23 protein-coding genes are annotated in these 24481 nt (G+C 74.3%); 11 read left to right on the top strand and 12 right to left on the bottom strand.

Annotated features, from left to right (window positions below; all coding sequences use genetic code 11):
* Window positions 1–69: 69 nt before the first annotated feature.
* The 3 genes from ACGH2B_RS05485 (at window position 70) to ACGH2B_RS05475 (ending at window position 1769) form a co-directional block, all read left to right on the top strand.
* A complete protein-coding gene (locus tag ACGH2B_RS05485) occupies window positions 70–453 on the top strand; it encodes a helix-turn-helix domain-containing protein (RefSeq protein ID WP_399084943.1) in 384 nt (127 codons plus the stop codon).
* A 241-nt stretch (window positions 454–694) separates the two neighbouring features.
* Complete coding sequence (locus ACGH2B_RS05480; protein WP_399084940.1) at window positions 695–1165, top strand: Dps family protein; 471 nt, start codon at window positions 695–697, stop codon at window positions 1163–1165.
* A gap of 313 nt (window positions 1166–1478) precedes the next feature.
* Window positions 1479–1769 carry a hypothetical protein gene (locus ACGH2B_RS05475; RefSeq protein WP_399084937.1) on the top strand — a complete coding sequence of 97 codons (291 nt, stop codon included), beginning with the start codon at window positions 1479–1481 and terminating at the stop codon, window positions 1767–1769.
* A 517-nt stretch (window positions 1770–2286) separates the two neighbouring features.
* Here the strand turns inward: ACGH2B_RS05475 and ACGH2B_RS05470 are convergent.
* The 3 genes from ACGH2B_RS05470 to ACGH2B_RS05460 form a co-directional block, all read right to left on the bottom strand.
* Entirely contained in the window at window positions 2287–3087 is an 801-nt protein-coding gene (locus tag ACGH2B_RS05470) for an Fpg/Nei family DNA glycosylase (RefSeq protein ID WP_399084934.1), read from the bottom strand.
* A 666-nt stretch (window positions 3088–3753) separates the two neighbouring features.
* Window positions 3754–8487 carry a DEAD/DEAH box helicase gene (locus ACGH2B_RS05465; RefSeq protein WP_399084931.1) on the bottom strand — a complete coding sequence of 1578 codons (4734 nt, stop codon included), beginning with the start codon at window positions 8485–8487 and terminating at the stop codon, window positions 3754–3756.
* Window positions 8488–8667: 180 nt separating this feature from the next.
* Window positions 8668–9591, bottom strand: a complete 924-nt coding sequence (locus tag ACGH2B_RS05460) for a hypothetical protein (RefSeq protein ID WP_399084928.1) — start codon at window positions 9589–9591, stop codon at window positions 8668–8670.
* A gap of 199 nt (window positions 9592–9790) precedes the next feature.
* Between ACGH2B_RS05460 and ACGH2B_RS05455 the strand changes: the two genes are divergently transcribed.
* Complete coding sequence (locus ACGH2B_RS05455) at window positions 9791–9985, top strand: DUF3046 domain-containing protein (protein ID WP_399084925.1); 195 nt, start codon at window positions 9791–9793, stop codon at window positions 9983–9985.
* A 120-nt stretch (window positions 9986–10105) separates the two neighbouring features.
* Entirely contained in the window at window positions 10106–11353 is a 1248-nt protein-coding gene (locus tag ACGH2B_RS05450; RefSeq protein WP_399084922.1) for an AI-2E family transporter, read from the top strand.
* A gap of 3 nt (window positions 11354–11356) precedes the next feature.
* Here ACGH2B_RS05450 and ACGH2B_RS05445 read toward each other — a convergent pair whose 3' ends face one another.
* Window positions 11357–11818 (bottom strand): MarR family winged helix-turn-helix transcriptional regulator, encoded by a 462-nt coding sequence (locus tag ACGH2B_RS05445; protein WP_399084918.1) that lies wholly within the window; start codon window positions 11816–11818, stop codon window positions 11357–11359.
* 92 nt (window positions 11819–11910) lie between these two features.
* On the opposite strand from ACGH2B_RS05445, the gene ACGH2B_RS05440 reads away from it, so the two are divergent.
* On the top strand, window positions 11911–12282 hold the full coding sequence (locus tag ACGH2B_RS05440) for a VOC family protein (RefSeq protein ID WP_399084915.1): 372 nt from the start codon (window positions 11911–11913) through the stop codon (window positions 12280–12282).
* On the opposite strand, the gene ACGH2B_RS05435 is transcribed toward ACGH2B_RS05440, so the two are convergent.
* A complete protein-coding gene (locus tag ACGH2B_RS05435; protein WP_399084912.1) occupies window positions 12263–12583 on the bottom strand; it encodes a hypothetical protein in 321 nt (106 codons plus the stop codon). The two genes, ACGH2B_RS05440 and ACGH2B_RS05435, sit on opposite strands and share 20 nt — an antisense overlap.
* Window positions 12584–12733: 150 nt before the next feature.
* On the opposite strand from ACGH2B_RS05435, the gene recA reads away from it, so the two are divergent.
* The gene (gene recA, locus ACGH2B_RS05430; RefSeq protein WP_399084909.1) at window positions 12734–13861 is read left to right on the top strand and encodes a recombinase RecA; all 1128 of its coding nucleotides are present in this window, start codon (window positions 12734–12736) and stop codon (window positions 13859–13861) included.
* Window positions 13862–13867: 6 nt separating this feature from the next.
* A complete protein-coding gene (gene recX, locus ACGH2B_RS05425) occupies window positions 13868–14497 on the top strand; it encodes a recombination regulator RecX (RefSeq protein WP_399084906.1) in 630 nt (209 codons plus the stop codon).
* A 248-nt stretch (window positions 14498–14745) separates the two neighbouring features.
* Here recX and ACGH2B_RS05420 read toward each other — a convergent pair whose 3' ends face one another.
* The 7 genes from ACGH2B_RS05420 to ACGH2B_RS05390 all read right to left on the bottom strand — a co-directional run bounded on the left by ACGH2B_RS05420 (window position 14746) and on the right by ACGH2B_RS05390 (window position 21486).
* A complete protein-coding gene (locus tag ACGH2B_RS05420; RefSeq protein WP_399084903.1) occupies window positions 14746–15144 on the bottom strand; it encodes a rhodanese-like domain-containing protein in 399 nt (132 codons plus the stop codon).
* A gap of 88 nt (window positions 15145–15232) precedes the next feature.
* Entirely contained in the window at window positions 15233–15814 is a 582-nt protein-coding gene (locus tag ACGH2B_RS05415) for a cysteine dioxygenase (protein ID WP_399084900.1), read from the bottom strand.
* A gap of 119 nt (window positions 15815–15933) precedes the next feature.
* Window positions 15934–17721, bottom strand: a complete 1788-nt coding sequence (locus ACGH2B_RS05410) for an FAD-dependent monooxygenase (RefSeq protein ID WP_399084897.1) — start codon at window positions 17719–17721, stop codon at window positions 15934–15936.
* A gap of 179 nt (window positions 17722–17900) precedes the next feature.
* The gene (locus ACGH2B_RS05405) at window positions 17901–18815 is read right to left on the bottom strand and encodes an amino acid ABC transporter permease (protein WP_399084894.1); all 915 of its coding nucleotides are present in this window, start codon (window positions 18813–18815) and stop codon (window positions 17901–17903) included.
* Between the two features lie 73 nt (window positions 18816–18888).
* Window positions 18889–19536, bottom strand: coding sequence for an amino acid ABC transporter permease (locus ACGH2B_RS05400; protein ID WP_399084891.1), 648 nt, complete (start codon window positions 19534–19536; stop codon window positions 18889–18891).
* A 189-nt stretch (window positions 19537–19725) separates the two neighbouring features.
* Window positions 19726–20643, bottom strand: a complete 918-nt coding sequence (locus ACGH2B_RS05395; protein WP_399084888.1) for a glutamate ABC transporter substrate-binding protein — start codon at window positions 20641–20643, stop codon at window positions 19726–19728.
* A 57-nt stretch (window positions 20644–20700) separates the two neighbouring features.
* Entirely contained in the window at window positions 20701–21486 is a 786-nt protein-coding gene (locus tag ACGH2B_RS05390) for an amino acid ABC transporter ATP-binding protein (RefSeq protein WP_143944387.1), read from the bottom strand.
* Between the two features lie 337 nt (window positions 21487–21823).
* Here ACGH2B_RS05390 and ACGH2B_RS05385 point away from each other — a divergent pair, with 337 nt between their 5' ends.
* The 3 genes from ACGH2B_RS05385 to ACGH2B_RS05375 all read left to right on the top strand — a co-directional run bounded on the left by ACGH2B_RS05385 (window position 21824) and on the right by ACGH2B_RS05375 (window position 24422).
* A complete protein-coding gene (locus tag ACGH2B_RS05385; RefSeq protein ID WP_399084884.1) occupies window positions 21824–22558 on the top strand; it encodes a response regulator transcription factor in 735 nt (244 codons plus the stop codon).
* A gap of 14 nt (window positions 22559–22572) precedes the next feature.
* Window positions 22573–23994: a sensor histidine kinase gene (locus ACGH2B_RS05380; protein ID WP_399084881.1), complete on the top strand. Its 1422-nt coding sequence runs from the start codon at window positions 22573–22575 to the stop codon at window positions 23992–23994.
* Window positions 23995–24218: 224 nt separating this feature from the next.
* Entirely contained in the window at window positions 24219–24422 is a 204-nt protein-coding gene (locus ACGH2B_RS05375; RefSeq protein ID WP_384434400.1) for a cold-shock protein, read from the top strand.
* Window positions 24423–24481: the final 59 nt, after the last annotated feature.

Here is a 24481-nt window from a genome sequence, read left to right as displayed (position 1 = left end):
GGCCACGGCAGGAGGCGGTACGGTGGGGCGAGAAGGATCCGGATCCGAGGTCCGAGGAGGGAGCCAGCGATGATTCTGCTTCGTCGCCTGCTGGGTGACGTGCTGCGCCGACAGCGTCAGCGCCAAGGCCGCACCCTGCGCGAGGTCTCTTCCTCCGCCCGGGTGTCGCTCGGCTATTTGTCCGAGGTCGAACGAGGACAGAAGGAAGCGTCGTCCGAACTGCTCTCGTCGATCTGTGACGCGCTGGATGTGCGCATGTCCGAGCTGATGCGTGAGGTCAGCGACGAGCTGGCGCTCGCCGAACTGGCGCAGTCCGCGGCCGCGCCCGACCCGGTGCCCGCACCGGTACGGCCCACGTTCAACGCCATGTCCGTCGCTTCTCTGACGGGTGTGGCGGAGGACCGCGTGACGATCAAGCCACCGGCCGATGTCGTGGCCGGCGTCGCCGCCTGACGCACCACGCAGACCATCTGCGGAGCCCCGCCCGGCACCAGCCGGGCGGGGCTCCGTCGCGTCCGGGCCCGGGAGCGACCGGTGGCATCCGCACGGAACCGTGGGGCGGCGGGGACGGAGCCCGGTGCGGCGGCTCGACCGCTCACCATCGGCCGATCGTTTATACGATGACCTGACCCGTACATTCCCGGGCGTTTCGGACCTCCGGTGTCGAGGCGCCCGTCCTCAGGAGGAGAGCTGGATGTCTGTGGTCACGAGCACGCTGTCCGACGCCGACCGCGCCGTCGTGGGGGAGGCGCTCCAGGGAGCCCTGGTCGACCTGGTGGACCTCTCCCTCGTCGCCAAGCAACTGCACTGGAACGTCGTCGGCCCGCGGTTCCGTTCCGTCCATCTCCAACTCGACGAGGTGGTCGCCGTGGCGCGGACGCACGCGGACACGGTCGCGGAGCGGGCGTCCGCGGTGGGGGTGCCGCCGGACGGCCGGGCGGCGACGGTCGCGAGGAGCACCGGTATCGCGGAGATGCCGGAGGGCTGGGTCGCGGACGAGGCCGCGGTCACGGCGCTGGTCACCGCGCTCGGCACGGTCATCGGGCGGATGCGGCAACGGATCGATGCGACCGGGACGCCCGATCCCGTCACCCAGGACCTGCTCATCGGCCTCACCGGTGACCTGGAGAAACACCACTGGATGTTCCAGGCGGAGGCCCACTGACGGGCGGGCGGCCGCCGGGCGGGCCGGGTCGGAGGGGGCCGGTCCCGGACGGCGTACGGGCTGTGCGCGGGGTCCCGGCCGGTGGGCGGGTACGGCGGGGACGCGCGCCGGGGGAGCGCCGATGCGCCCTGTCACACCGTCTCGGGGCGCCACTAGCGTCGTGCGGGGCAGGGGGCGGAGCCCGGACGGCGGCCGGCCGGAGGAGGCGGCGATGAGCGGACACGGAGCGGGTCGGCGCGCATCGACCGGGAGGAGGGCCGGCGGTCGTCCGGGGGGCCTGCGGGGCGGTGCCGGGGGGCGGATCGTCCTCGCGGTGGTGGCCGGAGCGGTGTGGTGGTGGGCGGTGGCCCGGCTGGTGTGGTGGCCCGCCGCCACGGGGCCGGTCGAATCGGCGGTGGCCGCGGGGGGCTGGGGGCTGAGCCTGCTGCCGGTGCACTGCGTGCCGTGGGCGGGGCGGCGCGCGGCACCCCGGCAGGGCGGCGGGAGGGGCCTGGGCGCGCTGCCGCCCGGTGGTCTCCGCGGGGTGGGCGGGGAGGCGGCGCGGGGAGTGCTGCGGTGGGCCCGGGGGGAGCGGATATCGGGTGGGCCGGGGGAGCGGGGGTGAGGTGTGGGTGCGGCCGTGCGGGGGCAGCGGTGGGTGGATCGGCGGAGAGGCCCGGGGCGGGGCTTGCGGTGGGGGATGGGGTTTGGGAGGTTTGGTGGCTTCGGGTGGGTGCGCCGGTCGGGTGAGCGGGCCGGGGCCGGTGTGAGTGAGGGGTGAGGGCGGGCTCGGGCTGGGAGCAGGTCCGTCGCGGGGGCGTTTTGCCTGGTGGGGTGAGCAGGGCGGGGACGGGCGAGGTCTCGGACTCGGTACGAGGGACGGGGCGGCGCCGGGAATGGGGCGCGTCGAGGTACGGGTGTGCTGAGGGGGCGGCGCGCTGAGCTGAAGGGACGGCGCGCCGGGACGGGGAGCGTCGAGGCATGGTGCGGGTGCGGTAGGCGGGCGAGCGGGTGCCGGGGAGGGCCGAAGCGTGCCGGGGCGAGGCGTTCGCCGGGCGGGGCCGAGGGGTGCCGGGTGGGGCGTTCGTCAGGGCCGGGAGCTGCGGGATGTTCGCCGGGGGCGGGGCGGGGCGGGGGCCAGGTCAGGCGTCCGGGGTGGGGGCCGGTTGGCAGGTGGGGCACCAGTAGGTCGTCCGGGCGTCGGGTGTCGGGCCGTGCGGTGTGTGGCGTACGGGGGTGCCGCAGCGGTGGCAGGGGCGGTCGGCGCGGTTGTAGACCCACAGGCGGCGTTCGGGGCGGGCGCCGGGGACGGTGCGCCGGTCGGGGCGGTCCTTGTTGGCTTCCAGCAGCTTCCGGGCGAGGGCCGGTACGCGGGCGGGGTCGGGGAGCCGTCCGATCGGTAGCCAAGGGGAGGCGCCGAGGAGGAAGCACATTTCGCACCGGTAGACGTTGCCGATACCGGCGAGATTGCGCTGGTCGAGCAGGGCGTCGCCGAGCGGGCGTTCCGGGGCGGCGAGCAGACGGCGCAGCGCCTCCTCCGGGTCCCAGCCGGGCCCCAGCGGATCGGGACCCAGATGGCCCACGACCCGTTCTTCGTCGGCGGTCCGCACCAGCTCCAGCACGGGCAGCCGGAACCCGACAGCGATGCGCCGCGCCGTGCCGAGCACCGCCCGGATCTGGTGCGCGGGACCGCCGCGCCACCGTTCCCCGGGCGCGTAGATCCGCCAGGCACCGTCCATCCGCAGATGGGAGTGGAGGGTCAGCCCGCCCTCGACGCGGGTGAGCAGGTGCTTGCCGCGCGGCACCACCTCCAGGACCGCCCGGCCGGACAGATCGACCGTCGCGAGCCGCGGTACCCGCAGATCGCACCGGATCAGTACGTCCCCGGCCAGCGCTCCGTGGAGCTGCCGGGCGACCCGCCAGATCGTGTCGCCTTCGGGCATACGGCCATGATGCCGGGGCGGGGCGCCTCGGGAGCGGTGCGGGCGGCCAAGCGGGGCGGATGCGGTGCGCGGGGGCCGGTCGGTGGGGTCGGGGGAGTGGGTGGCTTTACCTGGTGGCGTCCTTGGCGGCGCAGGGGACGGACCTTGGCGCGCGAAGGCGTATGGCGTGGGGCGGGTAGGCGTGGTGGGTCGGGCGCGGGCGTGCGTCGGCTTGGGCTTGGTGGTGAGGTCCGGGGTGGGCGTGGGGACGTACGGCGTGGGGCGGGCACGCGTGGCGGGTCGGGCTTCGGCTGGGCGTGGTGGGTCAGGCCCGGGGTGAGCGCGAGGACGTACGGCGTGGGACGGGCACGTGAGGTGGGCTGGGTGTGGGCGGGCCCGGGGCGAGCGCGAAGGTGTATGGCCCGGGGCGGGCTTGCGTGGTGGGTCAGGCCCGGGGTGGGCGTGGGGATGTACGGCGTCGGGCGGGCACGCGTGGACGGTCGGGTGCGGGCGGGCCTCGGGGCGTACGGGTAGAGCCTGAGAGAGTGTGCCCGGTGCCGTCGTCCGGTGCTGTCGCTCGGCGCCGTCCCGGGCCCACGCGACGGACCCGGGGGGCCGCCCAGCTCCCCCGGACACCGGGGCGGGGCACGTAGGCCCGCGCCCCGCCCCGGCCCCGCTCCGTCCCGCTCACGCCCGCAGTCGTAGTCCCCGGGGGGTGGGGTGGAAGCCCGCCTCCTCCAGGAGGGGGGCGAACGGGGAGGTCAGGGCGGATATGCCGTTGATGCGCTCGGTGGTGATCGTGCCCAGGGCGCCCGCGCGGGCGAGGGCGGCCAGCGCCTCGACCGCCTGCCGCAGCCGGGCGTCGGGCCGGGGCGTGTCCGTGCCGAGCGGCCAGAGCAGCAGGGTCTTGCCGCCGCGCTCCATGTAGAGGGTCAGCTCGCCGTCGACCAGGACGACCAGGGAACCGGCCTTCCGGCCCGGCTTGTGGGTGCAGCCCTCGGGCGGCTCGGGCCACGGCAGCGCCGCGCCGTAGGCGTTCGCCGGATCGGCCGCCGCGAGGACCACCGTCCGCTGCGCGTCCTCGCCCCGCCCGGCCCCGCCCGGACGGTCCGGGGCGAAGTCGTCCGCGCTCTCGCGCTCGCGGCGGTTGTGCACCGCGCGGAGCCGGTCGACCGCGCCGTCCATCGCGAACTGCGCCGCGCCCAGCCCCTCGACGACGTAGCCCCGGCGTGCCTGCCCGCTCTCCTCGAAGGCGGACAGCACGCGGTACGCCGCCGAGAAGCCGCCCTCCACGCCCTCCGCCGCGACCGCGCCACGGGTGACGATGCCGTGGCGGTCCAGGAGGGTACGGGCCAGGGCGTGCGCGCGGTGCGTCGGATCGGACTCCGGGGCGGGCAGCAGCGACCAGCGGCCCCCCGCGGTCGGCGGGCCGGAGCGCGACGCGGGCGGGCGGCCGGTGCGCATCGTCGCGGCGCCGTACCGGCCACGGGGCACCGAACGGCGGGCGCGGTGCGCGGTGGAACCGGCCGTGCGGCCCGAGCCCAGGAGGGCGCGCAGCGGCGCCAGGGTGTCGTTGGTGAGCCGGCCCGACCACGTCAGCTCCCAGAGGGCGTCGGTGAGTTGCGGGTCGGTGACCTCGGGGTGGGTGGTGGCGCGGACCCGGTCGGCGAGCTGACGGAAGAACAGGCCGTACCCGGGCGCGAGGGCGTCCAGGACGGAGGCGTGCAGCGCTGTCACCTCCAGGGGCAGTGGCGGCGCCAGCGACAGCGGTGCGGTGTCGGCGAGATGGAGGGTGAGCCAGCCGTCCTTGCCGGGCAGCGCGCCCGCGCCCGCCCACACCACCTCGCCGGTGGCGGTGAGTTCGTCCAGCAGCGCGGGGGAGTAGTCCGCGACACGGGACGGCAGGACGAGCTTCTCCAGCGCGGAGGCGGGCACCGGCGCGCCCTGCAACTGCTCGACCGCGCGCACCAGTCCGTCGATCCCGCGCAGCCCGGGGGCGGCGCCCTGCGCCGGACGCGCGGCGCCCGGGGTGCGGACCGCGCCGACCTGCTGCCACCGGGGCAGGAACGCGGCCAGCGCGGCGGGCGGCACCGGCTCCAGCTCCTCGCGCAGCGCCGCCAGCGAACGGCGCCGCAGCCGCCGCAGCACCTGCGCGTCGCACCACTCCTGGCCGATGCCCGCCGGATGGAACTCGCCCTGCACCAGCCGGCCGGACGCCGCGAGACGCTCCAGCGCGCCGTCGGTGACGGCCGGGCCCAGACCGAAGCGGGCCGCGGCCCGCTCGGAGGTGAACGGACCGTGGGTGCGGGCGTACCGGGACAGCAGATCGCCCAGCGGATCGGCCACCGGCTCGGTGAACGCCTCCGGGACGCCGACCGGCAGCGCCGTGCCCAGGGCGTCGCGGAGCCGCCCGGCGTCCTCGATCGCGGCCCAGTGCGCAGCGCCCGCCAGCCGTACCGGGATGGCGCGCCGGGCCGCGGCCAGCTCCGCGGCCCACGCCGGATCGGCGCCCCGCTCGGCCAGCTCCGCGTCGGTCAGCGGGCCCAGTACCCGCAGCAGGTCGGCGACGCCCTCGGCGTCCTTGACCCGGCGGTCGTCGGTGCGCCACTGCAACTCCCGCTCCAGCTCCGCCAGCACCTCCGGGTCGAGCAGCTCCCGCAGCTCCGCGCGGCCCAGCAGCTCCGCCAGGAGCCGGGAGTCCAGCGACAGCGCGGCGGCGCGGCGCTCGGCGAGCGGGGAGTCGCCCTCGTAGAGGAACTGCGCGACGTAGCCGAAGAGGAGGGAACGGGCGAACGGGGACGGCTCGGGGGTGGTGACCTCGACCAGGCGGACCCGGCGGGCCTCGATGTCGCCCATCAGCTCCGTCAGCCCGGGGACGTCGAACACGTCCTGGAGGCATTCGCGGACCGCCTCCAGGACGATCGGGAACGATCCGAACTCGCTCGCCACCTGGAGGAGTTGCGCCGCGCGCTGGCGCTGCTGCCACAGCGGGGTGCGCCGGCCGGGGCTGCGCCGCGGCAGCAGCAGGGCGCGCGCGGCGCACTCCCGGAAGCGGGAGGCGAACAGCGCCGAGCCGCCCACCTGATCGGTGACAAGCTGATCGACGTCACCGGGGTCGAGGACGACATCGGCGGCGCCGACCGGCGACTGCTCCGGGTCCCACTCCGCGCCCGCCGCGGGGCCCGCGCCGCCGTCCGGCCCGTCGAGGAGGTCCAGGCCCAGCAGGTCCGCGTCGGGCAGCCGCAACACGATGCCGTCGTCGGCGTGCATCACCTGGGCGTCCAGACCGTGGCGCTCGGCGAGCCGCGCGCCGAGGGCGAGCGCCCACGGGGCGTGCACCTGCGCGCCGAAGGGGGAGTGCACCACGATGCGCCAGTCGCCCAGCTCGTCGCGGAACCGCTCCACGACGACGGTGCGGTCGTCCGGCACATGGCCGCACGCCTGGCGCTGTTCGGCGAGGTAGCCCAGGACGTTGTCGCAGGCCCAGTCGTCGAGCCCGGCGGCGGCGAGCCGGGCCCGCGCGTCCTCGGGCGCCAGCGCCCCGATCTCGCGGAGGAACGCGCCGAGTGCCCGGCCCAGCTCCAGGGGGCGGCCCAGTTGATCGCCCTTCCAGAAGGGCAGCCGGCCCGGCACCCCGGGGGCGGGGGTGACCAGGACCCGGTCGCGGGTGATGTCCTCGATGCGCCAGGAGGTCGTGCCGAGGGTGAAGACGTCGCCGACGCGGGATTCGTAGACCATCTCCTCGTCCAGCTCGCCGACCCGGCGGCCGCCGCCCTTGCCGTCACCGCCGGCCAGGAAGACACCGAACAGCCCGCGGTCGGGGATGGTGCCACCGGAGGTGACGGCGAGCCGCTGGGCACCGGGGCGGCCGGAGACCGTCTGCGCGACGCGGTCCCACACCAGGCGCGGCCGCAGCTCGGCGAAGGCGTCGGACGGGTAGCGCCCGGCGAGCATGTCCAGGACGGAGGTGAACGCCGACTCCGGGAGGGAGGCGAACGGCGCCGCCCGGCGTACCAGGGTCAGCAGCTCCCCGACGTCCCAGGTGTCCAGCGCCACCATCGCCACAAGCTGCTGCGCCAGGACGTCGAGGGGGTTGGCGGGCACCCGCAGCGCCTCGATGGCGCCTGTCCGCATCCGCTCGGTGACCACCGCCGCCTGCACCAGGTCACCGCGGTACTTCGGGAAGACGATGCCCTTGGACACCGCACCCACCTGGTGCCCGGCGCGGCCCACCCGCTGGAGCCCGGACGCCACCGACGGCGGCGACTCCACCTGGATCACCAGGTCGACCGCGCCCATGTCGATGCCCAGCTCCAGGCTGGAGGTGGCGACGACGGCCGGCAGCCGGCCCGCCTTGAGGTCCTCCTCCACCTGGGCCCGCTGCTCCTTGGAGACCGAGCCGTGGTGGGCGCGGGCCATGACCGGTGGCGCGCCCCGGGCGGCGCCGGACTCGGCCATCAGCTCGGCCGGGGAGTGGTCCTCCGGCAGCGGTTCGCCGGTGGCCCGCTCGTGGGCGATCTCGTTGAGGCGGTTGCAGAGCCGCTCCGCCAGCCGGCGGGAGTTGGCGAAGACGATGGTGGAGCGGTGGGCCTGCACCAGGTCGGCGATCCGCTCCTCGACCTGCGGCCAGATCGACGGCTTCTCGCCGCTCTCGCCCTCCCGTACGGGCGCGCCGCCCAGCTCGCCCATGTCCTCCACCGGGACGACCACCGACAGGTCGAACCGCTTCCCGGACGGCGGCTGCACGATCTCCACCCGGCGCCGCGGCGACAGATAGCGGGCCACCTCCTCCACCGGGCGGACCGTCGCCGACAGCCCGATGCGGCGGGCCGGGCGCGGCAGCAGCGCGTCCAGCCGCTCCAGGGAGAGCGCCAGGTGCGCGCCGCGCTTCGTCCCGGCGACGGCGTGCACCTCATCGAGGATCACCGTCTCGACGCCCTCCAGCGCCTCCCGCGCCGACGACGTGAGCATGAGGAACAGGGACTCGGGGGTGGTGATCAGGATGTCGGGCGGGCGGGTGGCGAGTGCGCGGCGCTCGGCCGCCGGGGTGTCGCCGGAGCGGATGCCGACGGTGAGGTCCGGCTCGGGCAGCCCGAGCCGGACGGACTCCTGCCGGATGCCGGTCAGCGGGCTGCGCAGATTCCGTTCGACGTCGACGGCGAGGGCCTTCAGCGGCGAGACGTACAGCACCCGGCAGCGCTTCTTCGGCTGGGCCGGGGGCGGGGTACTGGCCAGCGCGTCCAGCGAGGCGAGGAAGGCGGCCAGCGTCTTGCCGGAGCCCGTCGGCGCCACCACCAGGACGTCCGCCCCCTCGCGCAGCGCGCTCCAGGCGCCCTCCTGCGCCGCCGTCGGCGCGTGGAAGGCGCCGGTGAACCAGCCGCGGGTCGCGGCGGAGAAGGAGTCGAGCGCTGTCCCGTCCATGCCCCCCATCGTGCACCGGACCACTGACAACGCCGCCGGAACACGGCATCGGCGCAGGTCGACGCGGGTGCGGCAGGGGTGCGGTGGGTCGGCCGCGGCCTTGCCGAGCGCGCCGTGCGCCGCCCCGCCGCCCGGCCACGGCCTCCGCGCCCCCGCCACGGCCTCCGCGCCCGCCCCCGCTCAGGCGGGCGACCGCCCGTACGCCCGCAGCGTCAGCAGGGCCCGCAGGGTGGCGACCGGGCGGCTCTCCGCCGCCGTGCCCGGTGCCCGGACGTGCCCGCCGGCGGGCCAGCCGCCGTCCGCGCGCTGGAGCGCGGCGAGGTGGTCCAGCGACCGCGCCAGCTCCGCGTCGGTGAACCAGCCGCGGGCCAGCGAGCCGGGCGTGGCCGCGTAGTCGTACGCGAAGTGGTGCTCCCCGGGGGCGTACCCCGGGGCGACCGGCGTCGCCGGGGCCCGCGCCGGATCGAGGACGACCAGGCCCCGGTCCCGTACCAGGGTGCCCAGCCGGTGCGCGGCGGCCGCGGCGCGGCGGCGGTCCGGGACGCCGTCCAGGAAGGCGAGCGCCGCCCGGACCTCGTAGGGGTGGGTGTCGGTCAGGGACTCCACGGCGGCCCAGCAGTACTCCGTGGCCCGGAACAGCCACGCGTGCCAGGCGTCGTTGCGGTGCAGCACACCCACCACGGGCCCGGTGGCCAGCAGGGAACTGGACGGCTCACCGGCGACCGGCAGCCACGGGACGGCCGGGTACCCGTGCGCCACCGGGTGCAGCGCGGGCAACGCCCCGTCCCGGGTCGAGATCCGCGTCAGATAGCGGCAGACGTGCTCGATGTGGCGGCTGCCGCACCGCCCGATGCCGTCCAGCACCCCCAGGGCGTACGCGGTGTGCAGCGGCTGGCTGGCCGGACCGCGCAGCTCCGGCGCCAGCGCGTGGCCGTAGCCGCCGTCGTCGTTGCGGTACGCGGCGAGCGCCGTCTCCACCGGGCCGTCACCGCCGTCGCGGAAGTGGTACGCGAAGAGCCGCTGTTCCAGCACCCGGGCGGTGAACCACACGAAGCGCTCGGCACGGGCCAGCGGGGACGGCGACGGGGTGGTGTTCTCGGCCATGCCCCGCACCGTAGGGCCGGATCGCGCCCCGGCGCACCGCCCCGGGGCCCGTGCCCTCCCAGGGCGGGACCTCCGGGGCGCCGCATTGACGGCGGCGGGCCCCGGCGGGAAGGGCATACGCTGCGGAGAGCCACGGTGCGCTGCCGGCCGCGGACCGGCGGACGGGCGGGCCGGGCCGGGCCAGGAGGAGACGGGATTCATGAGGCTGACGGATTTCTGGCAGCGGATGGCGGACCACTTCGGACCGGCGTACGCCGACTCGTTCGCCCGCGACCACGTGATGTCCGGCCTCGGGGGCCGCACCGTCCATGAGGCGCTGGACGCCGGATGGAGCGCCAAGGAGGTGTGGCGGGTGGTCTGCGCCACGATGGACGTACCGCAGGAACGGCGCTGACCGGAGCACCCAGGGCCCGGGCACGGGGCGTGGCCGGGCCACCCGCCCCGGGGCGGGTGGCCCGCCGCCGAACTCCGGGCGACGGCCCGGATTGTCGTACGGGTGCGCGACACTGGGCCGGTGCCCGCGAATGAAGACCCGCTCACCGACGACCGACGACCTCCCCAGCCGCCGGACGCGCGGATGCCGCGCTGGCTGCCGCGCGCCATGGTGCTGGCCCTCGCGCTGGTGGCCTGTTTCCAGCTCGCGAGCTGGGGATTCCACCAGTTGATCAGCCTGCTGCTGAACATCCTGATCGCCTTCTTCCTCGCGCTGGCCGTCGAGCCCGCGGTGGACTGGATGGCGGCCCGCGGCGTCCGGCGCGGGCTGGCCACCGGCGCGGTCTTCATCGGCATCCTCGTCGCCGCGGCGGGCTTCTTCGCCCTCCTCGGGTCGATGGTCGCGGGCCAGATCGCGACCATGGTCGAGGAGTTCCCGCAGTACCTGGACTCCGTCATCAGCTGGTCGAACAGCACCTTCCACACCCACCTGTCCCGGCTGGAGGTGCAGAACAACCTCCTCAACTCCGACTGGCTGCAGAAGTACGTCCAGGACAGCGCCAACAACGTCCTCGCCGTCTCCGCGACGGTGCTGGGCAGCCTGTTCAACCTCCTGACGGTGGCGCTGTTCTCGTTCTACTTCGCGGCCGACGGGCCCCGGCTGCGCCGCGCGCTGTGCTCCGTGCTGCCGCCGCACCGCCAGGCGGAGGTGTTGCGCGCCTGGGAGATCGCGGTCGCCAAGACGGGCGGCTACCTCTACTCACGGGGCCTGATGGCGCTGATCTCCGGGTTCGCCCACTACGTCCTGCTGGAGATCCTCGGGGTGCCCTACGCGCCGGCGCTGGGCGTCTGGGTCGGCCTGGTCTCGCAGTTCATCCCGACCATCGGCACCTATCTCGCGGGCGCCCTGCCCGTCCTGATCGCCTTCACCGTGGACCCCTGGTACGCGCTGTGGGTCTTCGCGTTCGTCGTGGTCTACCAGCAGTTCGAGAACTATCTGCTGCAGCCCCGGATCACCGCGCGCACGGTGGACATCCACCCCGCCGTCGCCTTCGGCTCCGTCATCGCGGGCACGGCGCTGCTCGGCGCCGTCGGCGCGCTGATCGCGATCCCCGCGACGGCGACCCTCCAGGCGTTCCTGAGCGCGTACGTCAAGCGGTACGAGGTGACCGACCCGAGGGTCCACGGCGGCCACCGCTCCCGCCGTACCGCGCGGGCACTGGCCCGGGTCCGCCAGGGGCTGCACCGCGACGCACCCGGGGGGACGGAGGCGCCGGGGGACGGCCCCCCGGAGGGGACGGAGCCGCCCGGGGACGCTCCGCGGCGCTGACGGTCACTCCTCCAGCGCCGCCGCGATGCGGTCGAGGTCGGTCAGGAGCGCCGCGGCGCGCCGCGGCGGGACGGCGTCGGCCATACGCCGCTCGACGGCGCGGACGGCGGTCTGGACCTCGGCCAGCCGTGCCCGGCCCTCCTCGGTGAGGCGGGCGGGCCGGGCACGCCCGTGATCGGCGGCGGCGGGGCGGGTGATCAGCCCGGACTCCTGGAGCCCCCGCAGGACGACGTTCCCGGACTGCCGGGTGACGAAGGTCGCGCGGGCGAGGTCGGCGTTGGACATCCCGGGGTGGAGCGCCAGCAGTTCGAGCGTGGCGTACTGCGGCACGGTCAGCCCGTGTTCGCGCAGCGCCCTGTCCATGGCGCCACGCAGCGCCGCCTGGGCGCGTTTGAGCAGGTAGCCCAGGTGATGGGTGACATCGTCGGCGGGCGGGGGCGGTTCCGGCGGCACACTCTCCTTCATGTCAGCATTTTGACATGCCTCCCCTTCGGCCCCTAGCCTCCCCCATGTCAAAGTCCTGACATCGAAGTCCTGTGTCAAAGTGAGGGAGTCCCATGCCTGTCGCCGTTGATGGTCCCGTCTTCGCTGCCCTCCAGGTCCGTGACGTGGAGGCCGCCGCGGCCTTCTGCGAGCGGCACCTGGGGATGCGCCGGGCCGCGGTCTCGCCGCCCCATGCGGTGGTCTTCGACACCGCGCCGATCCCGTTCGCCGTCCGCGAGCTGTTCCCGGACACCGACCTCGCCGACGCCGCGCGGCCCGGCCTCGGGGTGGTGCTCTGGTTCCGGACCCCGGACGCCCGGCAACTCCACGACCGGCTCGTCGCCGACGGGATCGAGATCCTCACGCCGCTGGCGGAGAGCCCTTTCGGCCCGATGTTCTCGTTCGAGGGCCCGGAGGGGTACCGGCTCACGGCGCACAGCGGGTGAGCGGGGGCGGGGCGGCCGGGACGGCGGTCGGCCGGCGCACGCGCTGTGTCCGGGCGAGCAGCCCGGCCTGCTCCCGCTTCAGCGACTCGAAGGAGCCGCGGACGTAGGTTTCCAGCTCCGCGCGAGGGAAGTCGCCCGCGATCGATACGTGGTCGTCGGGCCGGACCGGGCCGGAGCGGGGGTGTACGGAAAACCCGCCGGTCGCCGGCCGCGCTCCGGTGGCCGGGTGCCGCATCCGCTCGGGCCTCGCCGCGAGGCGGCGGACCTGCCGCGTGATCCGCTTGACAGTAAAATCGAACATCCATTCTTATGAGGGTCCGACCTGTACGCCGGAGCGGGGGTTCCGGGGCTTCACCGCCGAGTTGTCCACAGGCCGGAGCCGGGTCCGGGCGCATTGTCAGTGGCAGGCGTTAGCGTCGTGGACGTGAAGCGATCGACTCAAGCAAATCGGGTGGAACCCATGGCAGGCACTGACCGCGAGAAGGCGCTCGACGCCGCGCTCGCACAGATTGAACGGCAATTCGGCAAGGGCGCCGTGATGCGCATGGGGGAGCGGCCGAACGAACCCATCGAGGTCATCCCCACCGGGTCGACCGCGCTCGACGTGGCGCTGGGTGTCGGCGGTATCCCCCGCGGCCGCGTCGTGGAGGTCTACGGACCGGAGTCCTCCGGTAAGACGACCCTGACCCTGCACGCGGTGGCCAACGCCCAGAAGGCTGGCGGCTCCGTGGCGTTCATCGACGCCGAGCACGCGCTCGACCCCGAGTACGCCAAGAAGCTCGGCGTGGACACGGACGCCCTGATCCTCTCCCAGCCGGACAACGGTGAGCAGGCCCTGGAGATCACGGACATGCTGGTCCGCTCCGGCGCCCTCGACCTCATCGTCATCGACTCCGTCGCGGCCCTGGTGCCGAAGGCGGAGATCGAGGGTGAGATGGGCGACTCCCACGTCGGCCTCCAGGCCCGGCTGATGAGCCAGGCGCTGCGCAAGATCACCAGCGCGCTCAACCAGTCCAAGACCACCGCGATCTTCATCAACCAGCTCCGCGAGAAGATCGGCGTGATGTTCGGCTCGCCGGAGACCACGACCGGTGGCCGCGCCCTGAAGTTCTACGCCTCGGTGCGTATCGACATCCGCCGTATCGAGACCCTCAAGGACGGCACGGAGGCGGTCGGCAACCGCACCCGCTGCAAGGTGGTCAAGAACAAGGTCGCCCCGCCCTTCAAGCAGGCCGAGTTCGACATCCTCTACGGCCAGGGCATCAGCCGCGAGGGCGGCCTGATCGACATGGGCGTGGAGCACGGCTTCATCCGCAAGTCGGGCGCCTGGTACACGTACGAGGGCGATCAGCTCGGCCAGGGCAAGGAGAACGCCCGCAACTTCCTCAAGGACAACCCCGACCTCGCCAACGAGGTCGAGAAGAAGATCAAGGAGAAGCTGGGCATCGGCGTCAAGCCGCAGGACCCGGCGGCGGAGCCCGGTCCGGACGCCGCGGGCCCGGCCGAGCCCGCCAAGTCGGTCCCGGCCCCCGCGGCCAAGAGCACCAAGGGTGCCAAGGCCACCGCGGCCAAGAGCTAGTCCGTCATGACGCGGCGAACGGAATGGCCCGAGGGCGGCCACGCCATGGGCGGCGCCGGACACCGTGAGGGCCACGGCGGCCGTGACGACAGCGGGGGCCCCTCCTCGTCGAGGGCCGGGCAGGGGTCTCCGCGTACGCCCGAGGAGCAGGCGCGGGCGATATGCCTGCGCCTGCTCACCGGGTCACCGCGCACCCGCAGCCAGCTCGCGGAGGCCCTGCGCAAGCGGGGCATCCCGGAGGAGGCGGCCGAGGAGGTGCTCTCCCGCTTCGTGGAGGTCGGGCTCATCGACGACACGGCGTTCGCCGACGCGTGGGTGGAGTCCCGGCACCACGGGCGGGGCCTGGCCAGGCGGGCGCTCGCCCGGGAACTGCGGACCAAGGGCGTCGAGTCCGACGTCATCGACCAGGCGGTCGGCCGCCTCGACCCCGAGCAGGAGGAGGCCACCGCCCGGGAGCTGGTGGAGCGCAAGCTCCGCTCCACCAGAGGGCTGGAGCGCGACAAACGGCTGCGGCGCCTCGCCGGGATGCTGGCCCGCAAGGGCTACTCCGAGGGCCTGGCCCTGCGGGTGGTCCGCCGGGCACTGGAGGAGGAAGGCGAGGACCCCGAACTGCTGGAGCGCTGGGAGCAGGAGTAGCGCTCCGGGCCCCGGCGCGCCCGGCCCGCCGTGACGCCCGGCGCCCCGTCACGGCTCGTCACGTCCCGCCCTCCGCCGGTGCGGAAAGGGGGACGGACCGGGGAGCGCCGAGCGTGCCGACGCCACCTCCCCCCCCCGGCCCGCCACAAGCAGGGGCGTGTGCCTCGGCGCGGACCGAGGCGTGCCCAGGCACACGCAAGCCCCCGACCGCCCCCGTACCGATCGGCCGGAGGCGGTGGCCGTACCGGTCAGACAGAGGCGGGGCCCGTGCCGGGGATGACGGGGAGGCCCGCCGCGCGCCAGGCCTGGAAGCCGCCGGTCAGGTCGGTGGCCCGGTGCAGTCCCAGTTGATGGAGGGAGACGGCGGCGAGGCTCGACGCGTACCCCTCGTTGCAGATGATGACGGTGTGCAGATCGTGGCCGGTCGCCTCGGGAGCGCGGTGGGCGCCGGTCGGGTCGAGGCGCCACTCCAGCTCGTTGCGTTCCACGATCAGCGCGCCGGGGATGGTGCCGTCGCGGTCGCGCAGCGCCGCGTAGCGGATGTCGACGAGCAGACCGCCCGCCCGCTGCACCGCCGCGGCCTGCGCCGGCTCCAGCCGGTCCAGTTGGGCCCGGGTCTGTTCCAGCAGTGTGTCGATGGCGCTCAACTGCCCGCCTCCGTCTCTCCGTCGGCTGTCTTCCGTGGGTGGTGCGGGGCGTCCGCGGTGGTGTCCGGCGCCGCGGCCGGCCCGGTGCTCATGCCCAGTCCTCCGGGCGCTCGACCTCTTCGAGGCGGAGCAGCGGCCCGGTGCGGCTGTAGCGGCGCATCAGGGGGAGCGGCGGATAGTAGGCGTGCACCGAGACCGCGTGGGTGCCCCGGGAGGCGTTGCGCACCTGGTGGACGTGGTGCGCCCCGAACGCCCGGCCCCGGCCGCCGGTCAGGACGCGGGTGCGGTCGACGCCGTCGGCCAGTTCCAGGGTCCGCCAGCCCTCGGTGGGCAGTTGCACGGTGAGGGAATCCTCCGTCAGCGCACCGGCGGCCGCGGCGAAGGCGCCGCGCGAGCCGCCGTGGTCGTGCCAGCCGGTGCCGGTGCCCGGGGGCCAGCCGATCAGCCATGCCTCGCTGCCGTCCGGGCCGTCCAGCCGGAGCCAGGTGCGGCCCTCGGGATCGAGGGGGAGGGAGGCGACGAGCGCGGCGTCCGCGGCGGTGCGGCGGACGAAGGTGAGCAGCTCCGCGGCGCTCGGACCGCCCGTGGGCGGGGCGGTCCGAGGGCGGAGCGGGGTGGGGAGAGCGGGCACGGGACACCGTCCTGGAAGATCGCGAAGAGACGCGCTCATCGCGGCCGGACGGCCGGGAGCGCGCGGGAAGAACTGCGGATCAGCAGGACGGACGACAGGTGCAGCCCGCGTAGCGGAGCAGGTCGAGATGGACCCTCCGCCAAAAACGCGCGCCGTGCTCAGTCACCTTCGGAGTGAAACACGGGCGTTCCCGCAGGGTCAACCGCGGATTCCGCGCCCGCGGGGCCACCCGCCGCACCGCCGGAGGCCGTGGTGTCGGCCTCGTCCGGCGGCCGGTGCGCCGTCCCGCCGGAGGCCCCGCCGCGTACCGCGTCCGCGCAGGCGTACAGCTCGGCCGGGCGGACGCCGGACATCGCGGTGACCAGATGGCCGTCCGGGCGCACCAGCAGCACGGTGTGCGCGGCCGCCCCCGGATACTCCTCGGCGACCAGCACCTCGGCGGCGAGCGGCAGTCCCTCGGCGGCGCCGGTCAGCCGGGGCATCAGCCCGGCGGACCGCCAGTGCCGCGGGTCCCATACCCCCGTGCCGGGCGCGACGAGCACCAGCAGCAGCCCCTGGCCCAGCCGTTCCCGCAGCCGTACCACCGCACCGTCGGCGGTCGTCACCGGGACGTCGGCGACCGGCGCGCCCGGCAGGGTGCCGACCGGCGCCGCCGCGGCGTGCTCCGGGGCCGGGGCGAGCGGCGACCGGGCGTGGACCGGCGGCGCGCCCAGCGGCCCGCGGCCCAGGTGACCGTCGGTCAGCAGCGCGGAGCCACCCCGTGCCGCGCCCGGCAGCGCGCGCCGCAGCCGTCCCGCACCGCCGTCCCGCAGCAGCGGAAGTGCCTGGTCGGCGGCGCGCAACCGGGCGGCCACCGCCCCGCGCCGCTCGGCCTGGTAGCTGTCCAGCAGCGTCTCGGACGCCCCGTGGTGCCAGGCGAGTGCCAGTTTCCAGGCGAGGTTCTCGGCGTCCCGCAGCCCCTCGTCGAGGCCCTGCGTCCCGAGCGCGCCCAGCAGATGGGCCGCGTCCCCGGCGAGGAAGGCCCGCCCGTGCCGCCAGCGCCGCGCCAGCCGGTGGTGGACGGTGTGCACACCGGTGTCGAGCAGTTCGTACGGCGGCACCGGGCGCTCCTGGCCGCGGCCGCGGCCAGGCTCCGGGGCCGCGGCGTCACCGGCGGCCAGGGCGGGTTCGGCGGCCCAGCCGGCCAGCGAGTCGCGGACCTTGGCCACCAGCGCGTCCGGGGTGACCAGGTCGCGGCCCGGCGGCAGCAGCCAGTCCAGCCGCCACACCCCGTCCGGCAGCGGCCGGGCGCAGACCTCCGCGCCGCCGTGCCGCCCGGGGGCGCGGTGCAGCAGCGCCTCGCCGGGCCAGGGCAGTTCCGCACGGATCGCGGCCACCGCGTGCCGTTCGACGGAGGTGCGGCCGGGGAAGCGGATCTCCAGCAGTTTGCGGACGGTGGAGCGCGGACCGTCGCAGCCGATCAGGAAGCTCCCGCGCCACCAGGTGCCGCCGGGGCCGCGGGTGTGGGCGCTGACGCCGCCGGTGTCCTGCTCGATCTCGACCAGGCGGCTGCCGCTGACGATCCGGGCCAGCTCCTCGCCCTCCAGCGCGGCGCGGAGCGCACCGGTCAGCGCGTGCTGGGGGAGGTGGACGGGTGAGGCGGGCGCGTCACCGTCCCCGGGTGTCCAGGGGCCGCCGGGGGCGAATTCCACCCGTTCCATCAGCCGCCGCCGGCGCACCGTGCGCCACGCCGTCCAGCGGGTGCCGGCCGAGGCCAGGGCGCCGGCGCCGCCCAGCCGGGCCACGTACCCCGCGGTGTCGTCGCGCAGGACGGCGGTACGGGCCGGGCGGGCGGGCTCCGGTCCTGTGGTGTCGTCGAGGACGACGGAGGGGACGCCGAGACGGGCGAGGGAGAGGGAGAGGGCGAGGCCGACCGGGCCCGCCCCCACGACGATCACCGGGTCCACGAGGTGGCTCCCCGGCCCCGGAGGGGCGAAGCGGCGGTACGGGAACGGGCAGTTGGCGCCGGGTGCGTGATCACACAGCGTATGCAACCCACTGCGACCGTCCGCGTCAAGTGACGGGGGCGGCGCCGGGCCCGGCGCCGCCCCCGCACGTCTTGTCCGCGCCGCCGTCCGCCGGCCGGTCACGGCGTCGCGGCGGTGTCCTTCCCGGCGGCGTCGGCCGGGTCGCCCGCGGGCGCGGCGGTGGCCGGTGCCACACCACGCTTCGTCCGGCGGCCGCGCCGCTCGATCCAGGTGGCCAGGGCGGACAGCGCCAGGCACATCGCGACGTAGATGACGCCGGTGACGATGATGACCGGGACATAGGTGTCCGAGCCGCCCACGATGATGTTGGTGCTCATCTGGCGGGCGGTGTAGAGGAGTTCCTCGAACGTGATGATGTAGCCGAGGGAGGTGTCCTTCAGCGTCACCACGAGCTGGCTGATGATCGTCGGCAGCATCGCCCGCACCGCCTGCGGGATCAGCACCGTCGTCATGACCTGCGTCTTGCGCATGCCCAGCGCGTACGCCGCCTCGCTCTGGCCGCGCGGCACCGCCACGATGCCGGCCCGCAGCACCTCGGCCTGGACCGAGCCGTTGTACGCGGTCAGGCCCACCACCAGCGCCCAGAACTGCGGTCCGTTGCCGGACAGGCCGAGCGCGTCGCGGTTGGCGAGGAGGATCACCCACAGCACGTAGATGGTGATCAGCAGCGGGATCGCGCGGAACAGTTCGACGAAACCGGTCGCCAGAGCGCGCACCGGCTTGTGGTCGGAGAGCCGCGCCACCGCCAGCAGCACGCCCAGGGCCAGCGAGAGGACCGCGGCGACCGCGAAGACGCCCAGGGTGGTCAGCACACCGTCGCGCAGACTGGTCCGCACATCGGCGTAGTTGAAGATGTTCCACATCTCGGGCTTGAACTGGCCCTTGGCGGCCAGCCGCGCGATGACGAAGCCGATCAGGGCCACCACCGCCACCGAACCGACGATGCTGTAGAGGCGGTTACGCGCCTTCGTCCTCGGGCCCGGTGCGTCGTAGAGAACGCTGGCGCCGCTCATGCCGATACCTCGCTTCGATCCGCCCCGCCTGCGCGCGGCACCCACGTCGTACTGATCCGCCGTCCGGCCCCGCTCACCGGGCCACCCCCATCCGCCGCTCCAGCAGCCGGAAGAGACCGCTGATCGAGAAGGTGATGACGAGGTAGGCCAGGGCGATCCACAGGAAGATCCAGCCGATGGCGAAGCCCCGGTCGCTCAGCAGCTTCGAGACGTTGAAGAGTTCGGTGACGCTGAAGGCGCCCGCGATGGCGGAGTTCTTCGTCAGCGCGATGAAGATGGAGCTGAGCGGCGGCAGCACCGTGCGGGTGGCCTGCGGCAGCACGATCATGCGCAGCGTCTGGGAGAACGTCATGCCCAGTGACCGGGCCGCCTCCGCCTGCCCGATCGGCACCGTCGAGATGCCCGAGCGCACCGCCTCGCACACGAACGACGAGGTGTAGAAGCCCAGCGCCAGCGTGGCCAGCACGAACGGGCTGGTGCCGGGGAAGAGGATCTGCGGCACGACGAAGAAGGCGACGAGGAAGAGCAGGGTGAGCGGGGTGTTCCGCAACACCGTGACCCAGGCCGTCCCGAACGCGCGCAGCGGCGGGATCGGGGAGACCCGGAAGCCGGCTATGAGGAGGCCGAGCACCAGTGCCAGCAGCGCGCTGGCCGCGGTGATCGCCAGGGTCCCGAGGAAGCCGTCACGGAACTCGGGAAGATGATCGAGGAGTACGTTCATGGGGTCTCCGCGGTTGCGGTCGGGTCGGCGGCGGGAAGGGGGCGGGGCCCGCGCGGCGGACGGCAGCGCGCCCCGCACACCCGGCGCGGCGGGCGTACGGGGCGCAGCCCTGGGAATGCGGCGGCGGGCGCGTTGGTCCGCCCCGGAGGGACACGGGCGCGGCCGCCGCCGAAGCGGGGCGCGAGGGCGTCAGCCTCGCGGAAGCGGCAGCTCAGGGGCGGTGTCGCCGGTGAACGCCGAACCGGACTTGCCCAGCGTGCCCTCGTACGCCTTCTTGTAGTCGCCGTTCTTGATGTGCTTCTCCAGCGCGTCGGTGATCGCGTCGCGCAGCGCCTTGTCGCCCTTCTTCAGGCCGACGCCGTAGGGCTCCTTGGTGAAGGGCTTCTCGACGACCCGCAGCTTGTCCTTGCGCTGCGCGGCGTAGCCCTTGAGGATCGCGTCGTCGGTGGTGACGGCGGCGACCTGGCCGTCGAGCAGCGACTTCACGCAGTCCGAGTACTTCGACAGCTCGATGGTCTCGGCGCCGTACTTCGGCTTCTTGATCTCCTCCAGCGGCGTGGAGCCGACGATGGAGCAGACCTTCTTGCCGCGCAGCGACGACGGGCCGGTGATCGACTTGTCGTCCCGGGCCACCAGCAGGTCGGCGCCCGCGGTGTAGTACGGCCCCGCGAAGTCGACCTGCTTCTTGCGCTCCTCGTTGATGGTGTACGTACCGACGTAGAAGTCGACCTGTCCCTTGGAGATGGTGGTCTCACGGACGTTGGAGTCGATCGTCTTGAAGGTGATCTCCTTGTCGGAGAACCCGAGGTCGGCGGCGACCATCTTGGCGATCTCGATGTCGAAGCCGGAGTACGTGCCGGAGGTGTCCTTGAAGCCGAGGAAGGGCTGGTCGGCCTTGACGCCGATGGTGATCCGGTGCGCCTTCTGGGCCTTCTGCAGCACCGCGGAGTCGACCTTGACGCCGGACGCCGGCTTGTAGGTGCCGCTGTAGACATCGCCGCCGGCCGGCTTGTCGCCCGCCGGGCCCGACTCGCCGCCGCACGCGGTCGCCGTCGCCGCCAGCGCGAGCACCGCGGCGCACGCGGTGGCCGTCTTACGCATCCTCATGGTGAAAGTCCTTTGTCTGCAACGGGTGTTGACGGTCATCGTGGCCCGGCCGCGGGCTCAGTGGTGCAGGATCTTCGAGAGGAAGTCCTTCGCGCGGTCGCTGCGCGGGTTGTTGAAGAACTGGTTCGGCTCCGCCTCCTCGACGATGCGGCCGTCCGCCATGAAGACCACGCGGTTGGCGGCGGAGCGGGCGAAGCCCATCTCGTGGGTGACCACGACCATCGTCATGCCGTCCCGGGCGAGCTGCTGCATGACCTCCAGGACCTCGTTGATCATCTCCGGGTCCAGCGCCGACGTCGGCTCGTCGAACAGCATCACCTTGGGGTCCATCGCCAGGGCGCGGGCGATGGCCACACGCTGCTGCTGACCGCCCGACAACTGCGCCGGGTACTTGTCCGCCTGCGTGCCGACGCCCACCCGGTCGAGCAGGGCGCGCGCCTTCTTCTCGGCGGCCGCCTTGTCGGTGCGGCGGACCTTGGTCTGGCCCAGGACCACGTTCTCCAGCACCGTCTTGTGCGCGAAGAGGTTGAAGGACTGGAAGACCATGCCGACATCGGCACGGAGCCTGGCCAGTTCCCGGCCCTCCTGCGGCAGCGGCTTGCCATCGATGCTGATGGCCCCGCTGTCGATCGTCTCCAGACGGTTGATGGTGCGGCACAGTGTCGACTTGCCGGACCCGGACGGCCCGATCACCACGACGACCTCACCGCGGTGGATCGTCAGGTCGATGTCCTGGAGCACGTGCAACGCGCCGAAGTGCTTGTTGACGTTGTCCAGCACGACCAACTGGTCCCCGGCCGGTGCGGGGGCCTCGGTGCTCCCGGTCCCCGATACTTCGCTCATCGGCGTGTAGCTCCGTCCTCCTCGGTTGCCAGGACATTAGGACGGCCCGCGACCTGCGTCATTACATCTGAGGGGAACTTGAGCATCACGATCCGGCCGCGACGGCCGGAACTCACCGCCCCGGTTCGGGGGCTCCTCCGCGCCACCGCGCCCGCCCGGTGCGCCGGTGCGCCGGGCGCCCCTTCCGCACTCCGGCGCCGCCGGGCGTACCGGCTGCGTAACGGATGGCGCCCGGGGCGCGGCCGCCCCTTGACGGGCACGCCGTTCATCGCCGTAGATGCCCTGTGGTTCCCGCACGCATCACCCGCAGAACGTCACCGAGGAGGAGGCCGGGCCGATGAGACTGCTGCTCGTCGAGGACGACGACCATGTCGCCGCGGCCCTGTCCGCGGTGCTCGCGCGGCACGGCTTCACCGTCGTGCACGCCCGCAGCGGCGAGGAGGCGCTCCAGGCCCTCCTGCCCGACCACGACGAACCGTTCGCGGTGGTCCTGCTCGACCTCGGCCTGCCCGACCAGGACGGATTCGAGGTCTGCGGCCGCATCCGCCGGATCCGCGCGGTGCCGGTCATCATGGTCACCGCGCGCGCCGACGTCCGCTCCCGCATCCACGGCCTCAACCTCGGCGCCGACGACTACGTGGTCAAGCCGTACGACACCGGTGAACTCCTCGCCCGTATCCACGCCGTCAGCCGCCGCGGGGTGTCCGGGTCCGCCGAGCCGCGCGCCGAGGAGAGCGGCCCGGACGACGCGCTGCGGCTGGGCGCCGTCACCGTCGAACTGCCCACCCGCCAGGTCTCGGTGGACGGCACCGCCGTCCCGCTGACCCGCAAGGAGTTCGACCTCCTCGCCCTCCTCGCCCAGCGCCCCGGGGTGGTCTTCCGGCGGGAGCAGATCATCAGCGAGGTGTGGCGCACCAGTTGGGAGGGGACCGGCCGGACCCTGGAGGTGCACATCGCCTCGCTCCGCGCCAAGCTGCGGATGCCCGCGCTCATCGAGACGGTCCGCGGCGTCGGATACCGCCTCGTCGCCCCCGCCACACCGGTGCGGCCGCCCGCCGCCCCGGCCGGCTGAGGCCCGGCAGGTCCGTGCGTACCCGACTCCTCCCGCTCCTCATCGTCCTGCTCGCCGGGGTGCTGCTCGCCCTCGGCGTCCCGCTCGCGGTGATCACCGCCGGCGCCGAACAGCAGAAGGTGGTCATCGACCGGATCGACGACGCGGCGCGGTTCGCCTCCCTCGCGCAGTTCGTCACCGACCGCTCCGGCGCCGCCGCCGAGGCACCCGGCGACGAGGACGAACGCCGCGCCACCCTCGCCGGGGAACTCGACCGCTACCACGATCTCTACGGCATCCGCGCCGGGGTCTTCCACCGCGACCGCACCCCGATGGCCGCCGCCCCGCGCGGCTGGCCCGTGGCGCGCGACGGCAAGGGCGCGCAGGCATTCAAGGAGGCGCTGGCCGGGCACCGCAGCCACGACCCCGACCAGATCTGGCCCTGGGATGACGCCGGCCGCATCCCGGTCGCCTCGCCCGTCATCCGGGACGGCGACGTCGTCGCGGTCGTCGTCACCGACTCGCCCACCGGGCGGCTGCGCCACCGCATCCTGCGCGGCTGGCTGCTGATCGCCGCCGGGGAGTGCGCGGCGATGCTCGTCGCCGTCGCCGCCGCGTTCCGCCTCACCGGCTGGGTGCTGCGGCCGGTGAGGGTCCTCGACGCGGCCAGCCACGACATCGCCACCGGCCGGATGAAGTCCCGGGTCGCCCCCACCGCCGGGCCGCCCGAACTGCGGCGTCTGGCGCGCTCGTTCAACGAGATGGCCGACCACGTCGAGGACGTCCTGGAGCAGCAGCGCGCCTTCGTCGCGGACGCCTCCCACCAACTGCGCAACCCGCTCTCCGCGCTGCTGCTCCGTATCGAGCTGCTCGCCCTCGAACTCCCCGAGGGCAACGCGGAGATCGCCTCCGTCCGCACCGAGGGCAAGCGGCTCGCCCGCGTCCTCGACGACCTCCTCGACCTCGCGCTCGCCGAGCACGCCGCGGCCGATCTCCAGCTCACCGACGTCGCCGCCCTCGCCGCCGAGCGGGTCGGCTCCTGGCGCCCGCTCGCCGACGGGAAGGGGGTGCGCCTGACGTACGAGGGGCACGCGGCGGTCACCGGCTGGGCCGACCCGGTCGCCCTCTCCAGTGCCCTGGACGCGATCGTCGACAACGCCCTGAAGTTCACCCCGCCCGGCGGCCCCGTCTCCGTCACCGTCTCCCCGCGCGGCGATGGCGTACGGATCACCGTCGCCGACGGCGGGCCCGGCCTCACCGACGACGAACTCGCCCGGATCGGCGACCGGTTCTGGCGCAGCGGCCGCCACCAGAACGTCTCCGGCTCGGGGCTGGGCCTGTCCATCAGCCGCGCGCTGCTCACCGCGGGCGGCGCCACGCTCCGCTTCGCCCCGAACGTCCCGCACGGTCTCCAGGTACGGGTGACGGTGCCGCGGGACGCCCCGGACGGCGGGTGAGCGCGGGGCCGGGGGGGGCGGGCCCGTCCGGCGGCCGGGGCGCCCGCGGAGTGTGCTAGTGTGAATGGCGTTGCAGTTGTGGTACCCATGAACGTCGTGTGCGCCCGGAGGCTGGTAGCCCCGGGCGTTCCGTGTTTTTACCGGAATCCTCCGGTGTCGGGCACTCATCTCGGCGACAGGGAGTCCGCGCAGTGCGGGCTCCGTGCCCCATGAAGGAGAAAATTATGGCTTCCGGCACCGTGAAGTGGTTCAACTCGGAAAAGGGCTTCGGCTTCATCGAGCAGGACGGCGGCGGCCCCGACGTCTTCGCCCACTACTCGAACATCCAGTCCCAGGGCTTCCGCGAGCTCCTCGAGGGCCAGAAGGTCACCTTCGACGTGACCCAGGGCCCGAAGGGCCCGCAGGCGGAGAACATCATCCCCGCCTGACGCCCACGCGTCTCGCGGACGGGGCCCGCACCGGCCAGCCGGTGCGGGCCCCGTCCCGT

Source organism: Streptomyces sp. BBFR2, from assembly GCF_044497305.1.
In the GTDB taxonomy this organism is placed as follows: Bacteria; Actinomycetota; Actinomycetes; order Streptomycetales; family Streptomycetaceae; genus Streptomyces.
This window is presented reverse-complemented; position numbering and strand designations above follow the sequence as displayed.

Coding starts and splice junctions, on each gene's coding strand:
- ACGH2B_RS05390 (WP_143944387.1), bottom strand. CDS start 21,486: ATGAGCGAAGTATCGGGGACCGGGAGCACCGAGGCCCCCGCACCGGCC.
- ACGH2B_RS05470 (WP_399084934.1), bottom strand. CDS start 3,087: ATGCCCGAAGGCGACACGATCTGGCGGGTCGCCCGGCAGCTCCACGGA.
- ACGH2B_RS05455 (WP_399084925.1), top strand. CDS start 9,791: ATGAGGCTGACGGATTTCTGGCAGCGGATGGCGGACCACTTCGGACCG.
- ACGH2B_RS05485 (WP_399084943.1), top strand. CDS start 70: ATGATTCTGCTTCGTCGCCTGCTGGGTGACGTGCTGCGCCGACAGCGT.
- ACGH2B_RS05440 (WP_399084915.1), top strand. CDS start 11,911: ATGCCTGTCGCCGTTGATGGTCCCGTCTTCGCTGCCCTCCAGGTCCGT.
- ACGH2B_RS05480 (WP_399084940.1), top strand. CDS start 695: ATGTCTGTGGTCACGAGCACGCTGTCCGACGCCGACCGCGCCGTCGTG.
- ACGH2B_RS05400 (WP_399084891.1), bottom strand. CDS start 19,536: ATGAACGTACTCCTCGATCATCTTCCCGAGTTCCGTGACGGCTTCCTC.
- ACGH2B_RS05375 (WP_384434400.1), top strand. CDS start 24,219: ATGGCTTCCGGCACCGTGAAGTGGTTCAACTCGGAAAAGGGCTTCGGC.
- ACGH2B_RS05435 (WP_399084912.1), bottom strand. CDS start 12,583: ATGTTCGATTTTACTGTCAAGCGGATCACGCGGCAGGTCCGCCGCCTC.
- ACGH2B_RS05385 (WP_399084884.1), top strand. CDS start 21,824: ATGAGACTGCTGCTCGTCGAGGACGACGACCATGTCGCCGCGGCCCTG.
- ACGH2B_RS05405 (WP_399084894.1), bottom strand. CDS start 18,815: ATGAGCGGCGCCAGCGTTCTCTACGACGCACCGGGCCCGAGGACGAAG.
- recX (WP_399084906.1), top strand. CDS start 13,868: ATGACGCGGCGAACGGAATGGCCCGAGGGCGGCCACGCCATGGGCGGC.
- ACGH2B_RS05415 (WP_399084900.1), bottom strand. CDS start 15,814: ATGAGCGCGTCTCTTCGCGATCTTCCAGGACGGTGTCCCGTGCCCGCT.
- ACGH2B_RS05465 (WP_399084931.1), bottom strand. CDS start 8,487: ATGGACGGGACAGCGCTCGACTCCTTCTCCGCCGCGACCCGCGGCTGG.
- ACGH2B_RS05460 (WP_399084928.1), bottom strand. CDS start 9,591: ATGGCCGAGAACACCACCCCGTCGCCGTCCCCGCTGGCCCGTGCCGAG.
- ACGH2B_RS05445 (WP_399084918.1), bottom strand. CDS start 11,818: ATGAAGGAGAGTGTGCCGCCGGAACCGCCCCCGCCCGCCGACGATGTC.
- ACGH2B_RS05395 (WP_399084888.1), bottom strand. CDS start 20,643: ATGAGGATGCGTAAGACGGCCACCGCGTGCGCCGCGGTGCTCGCGCTG.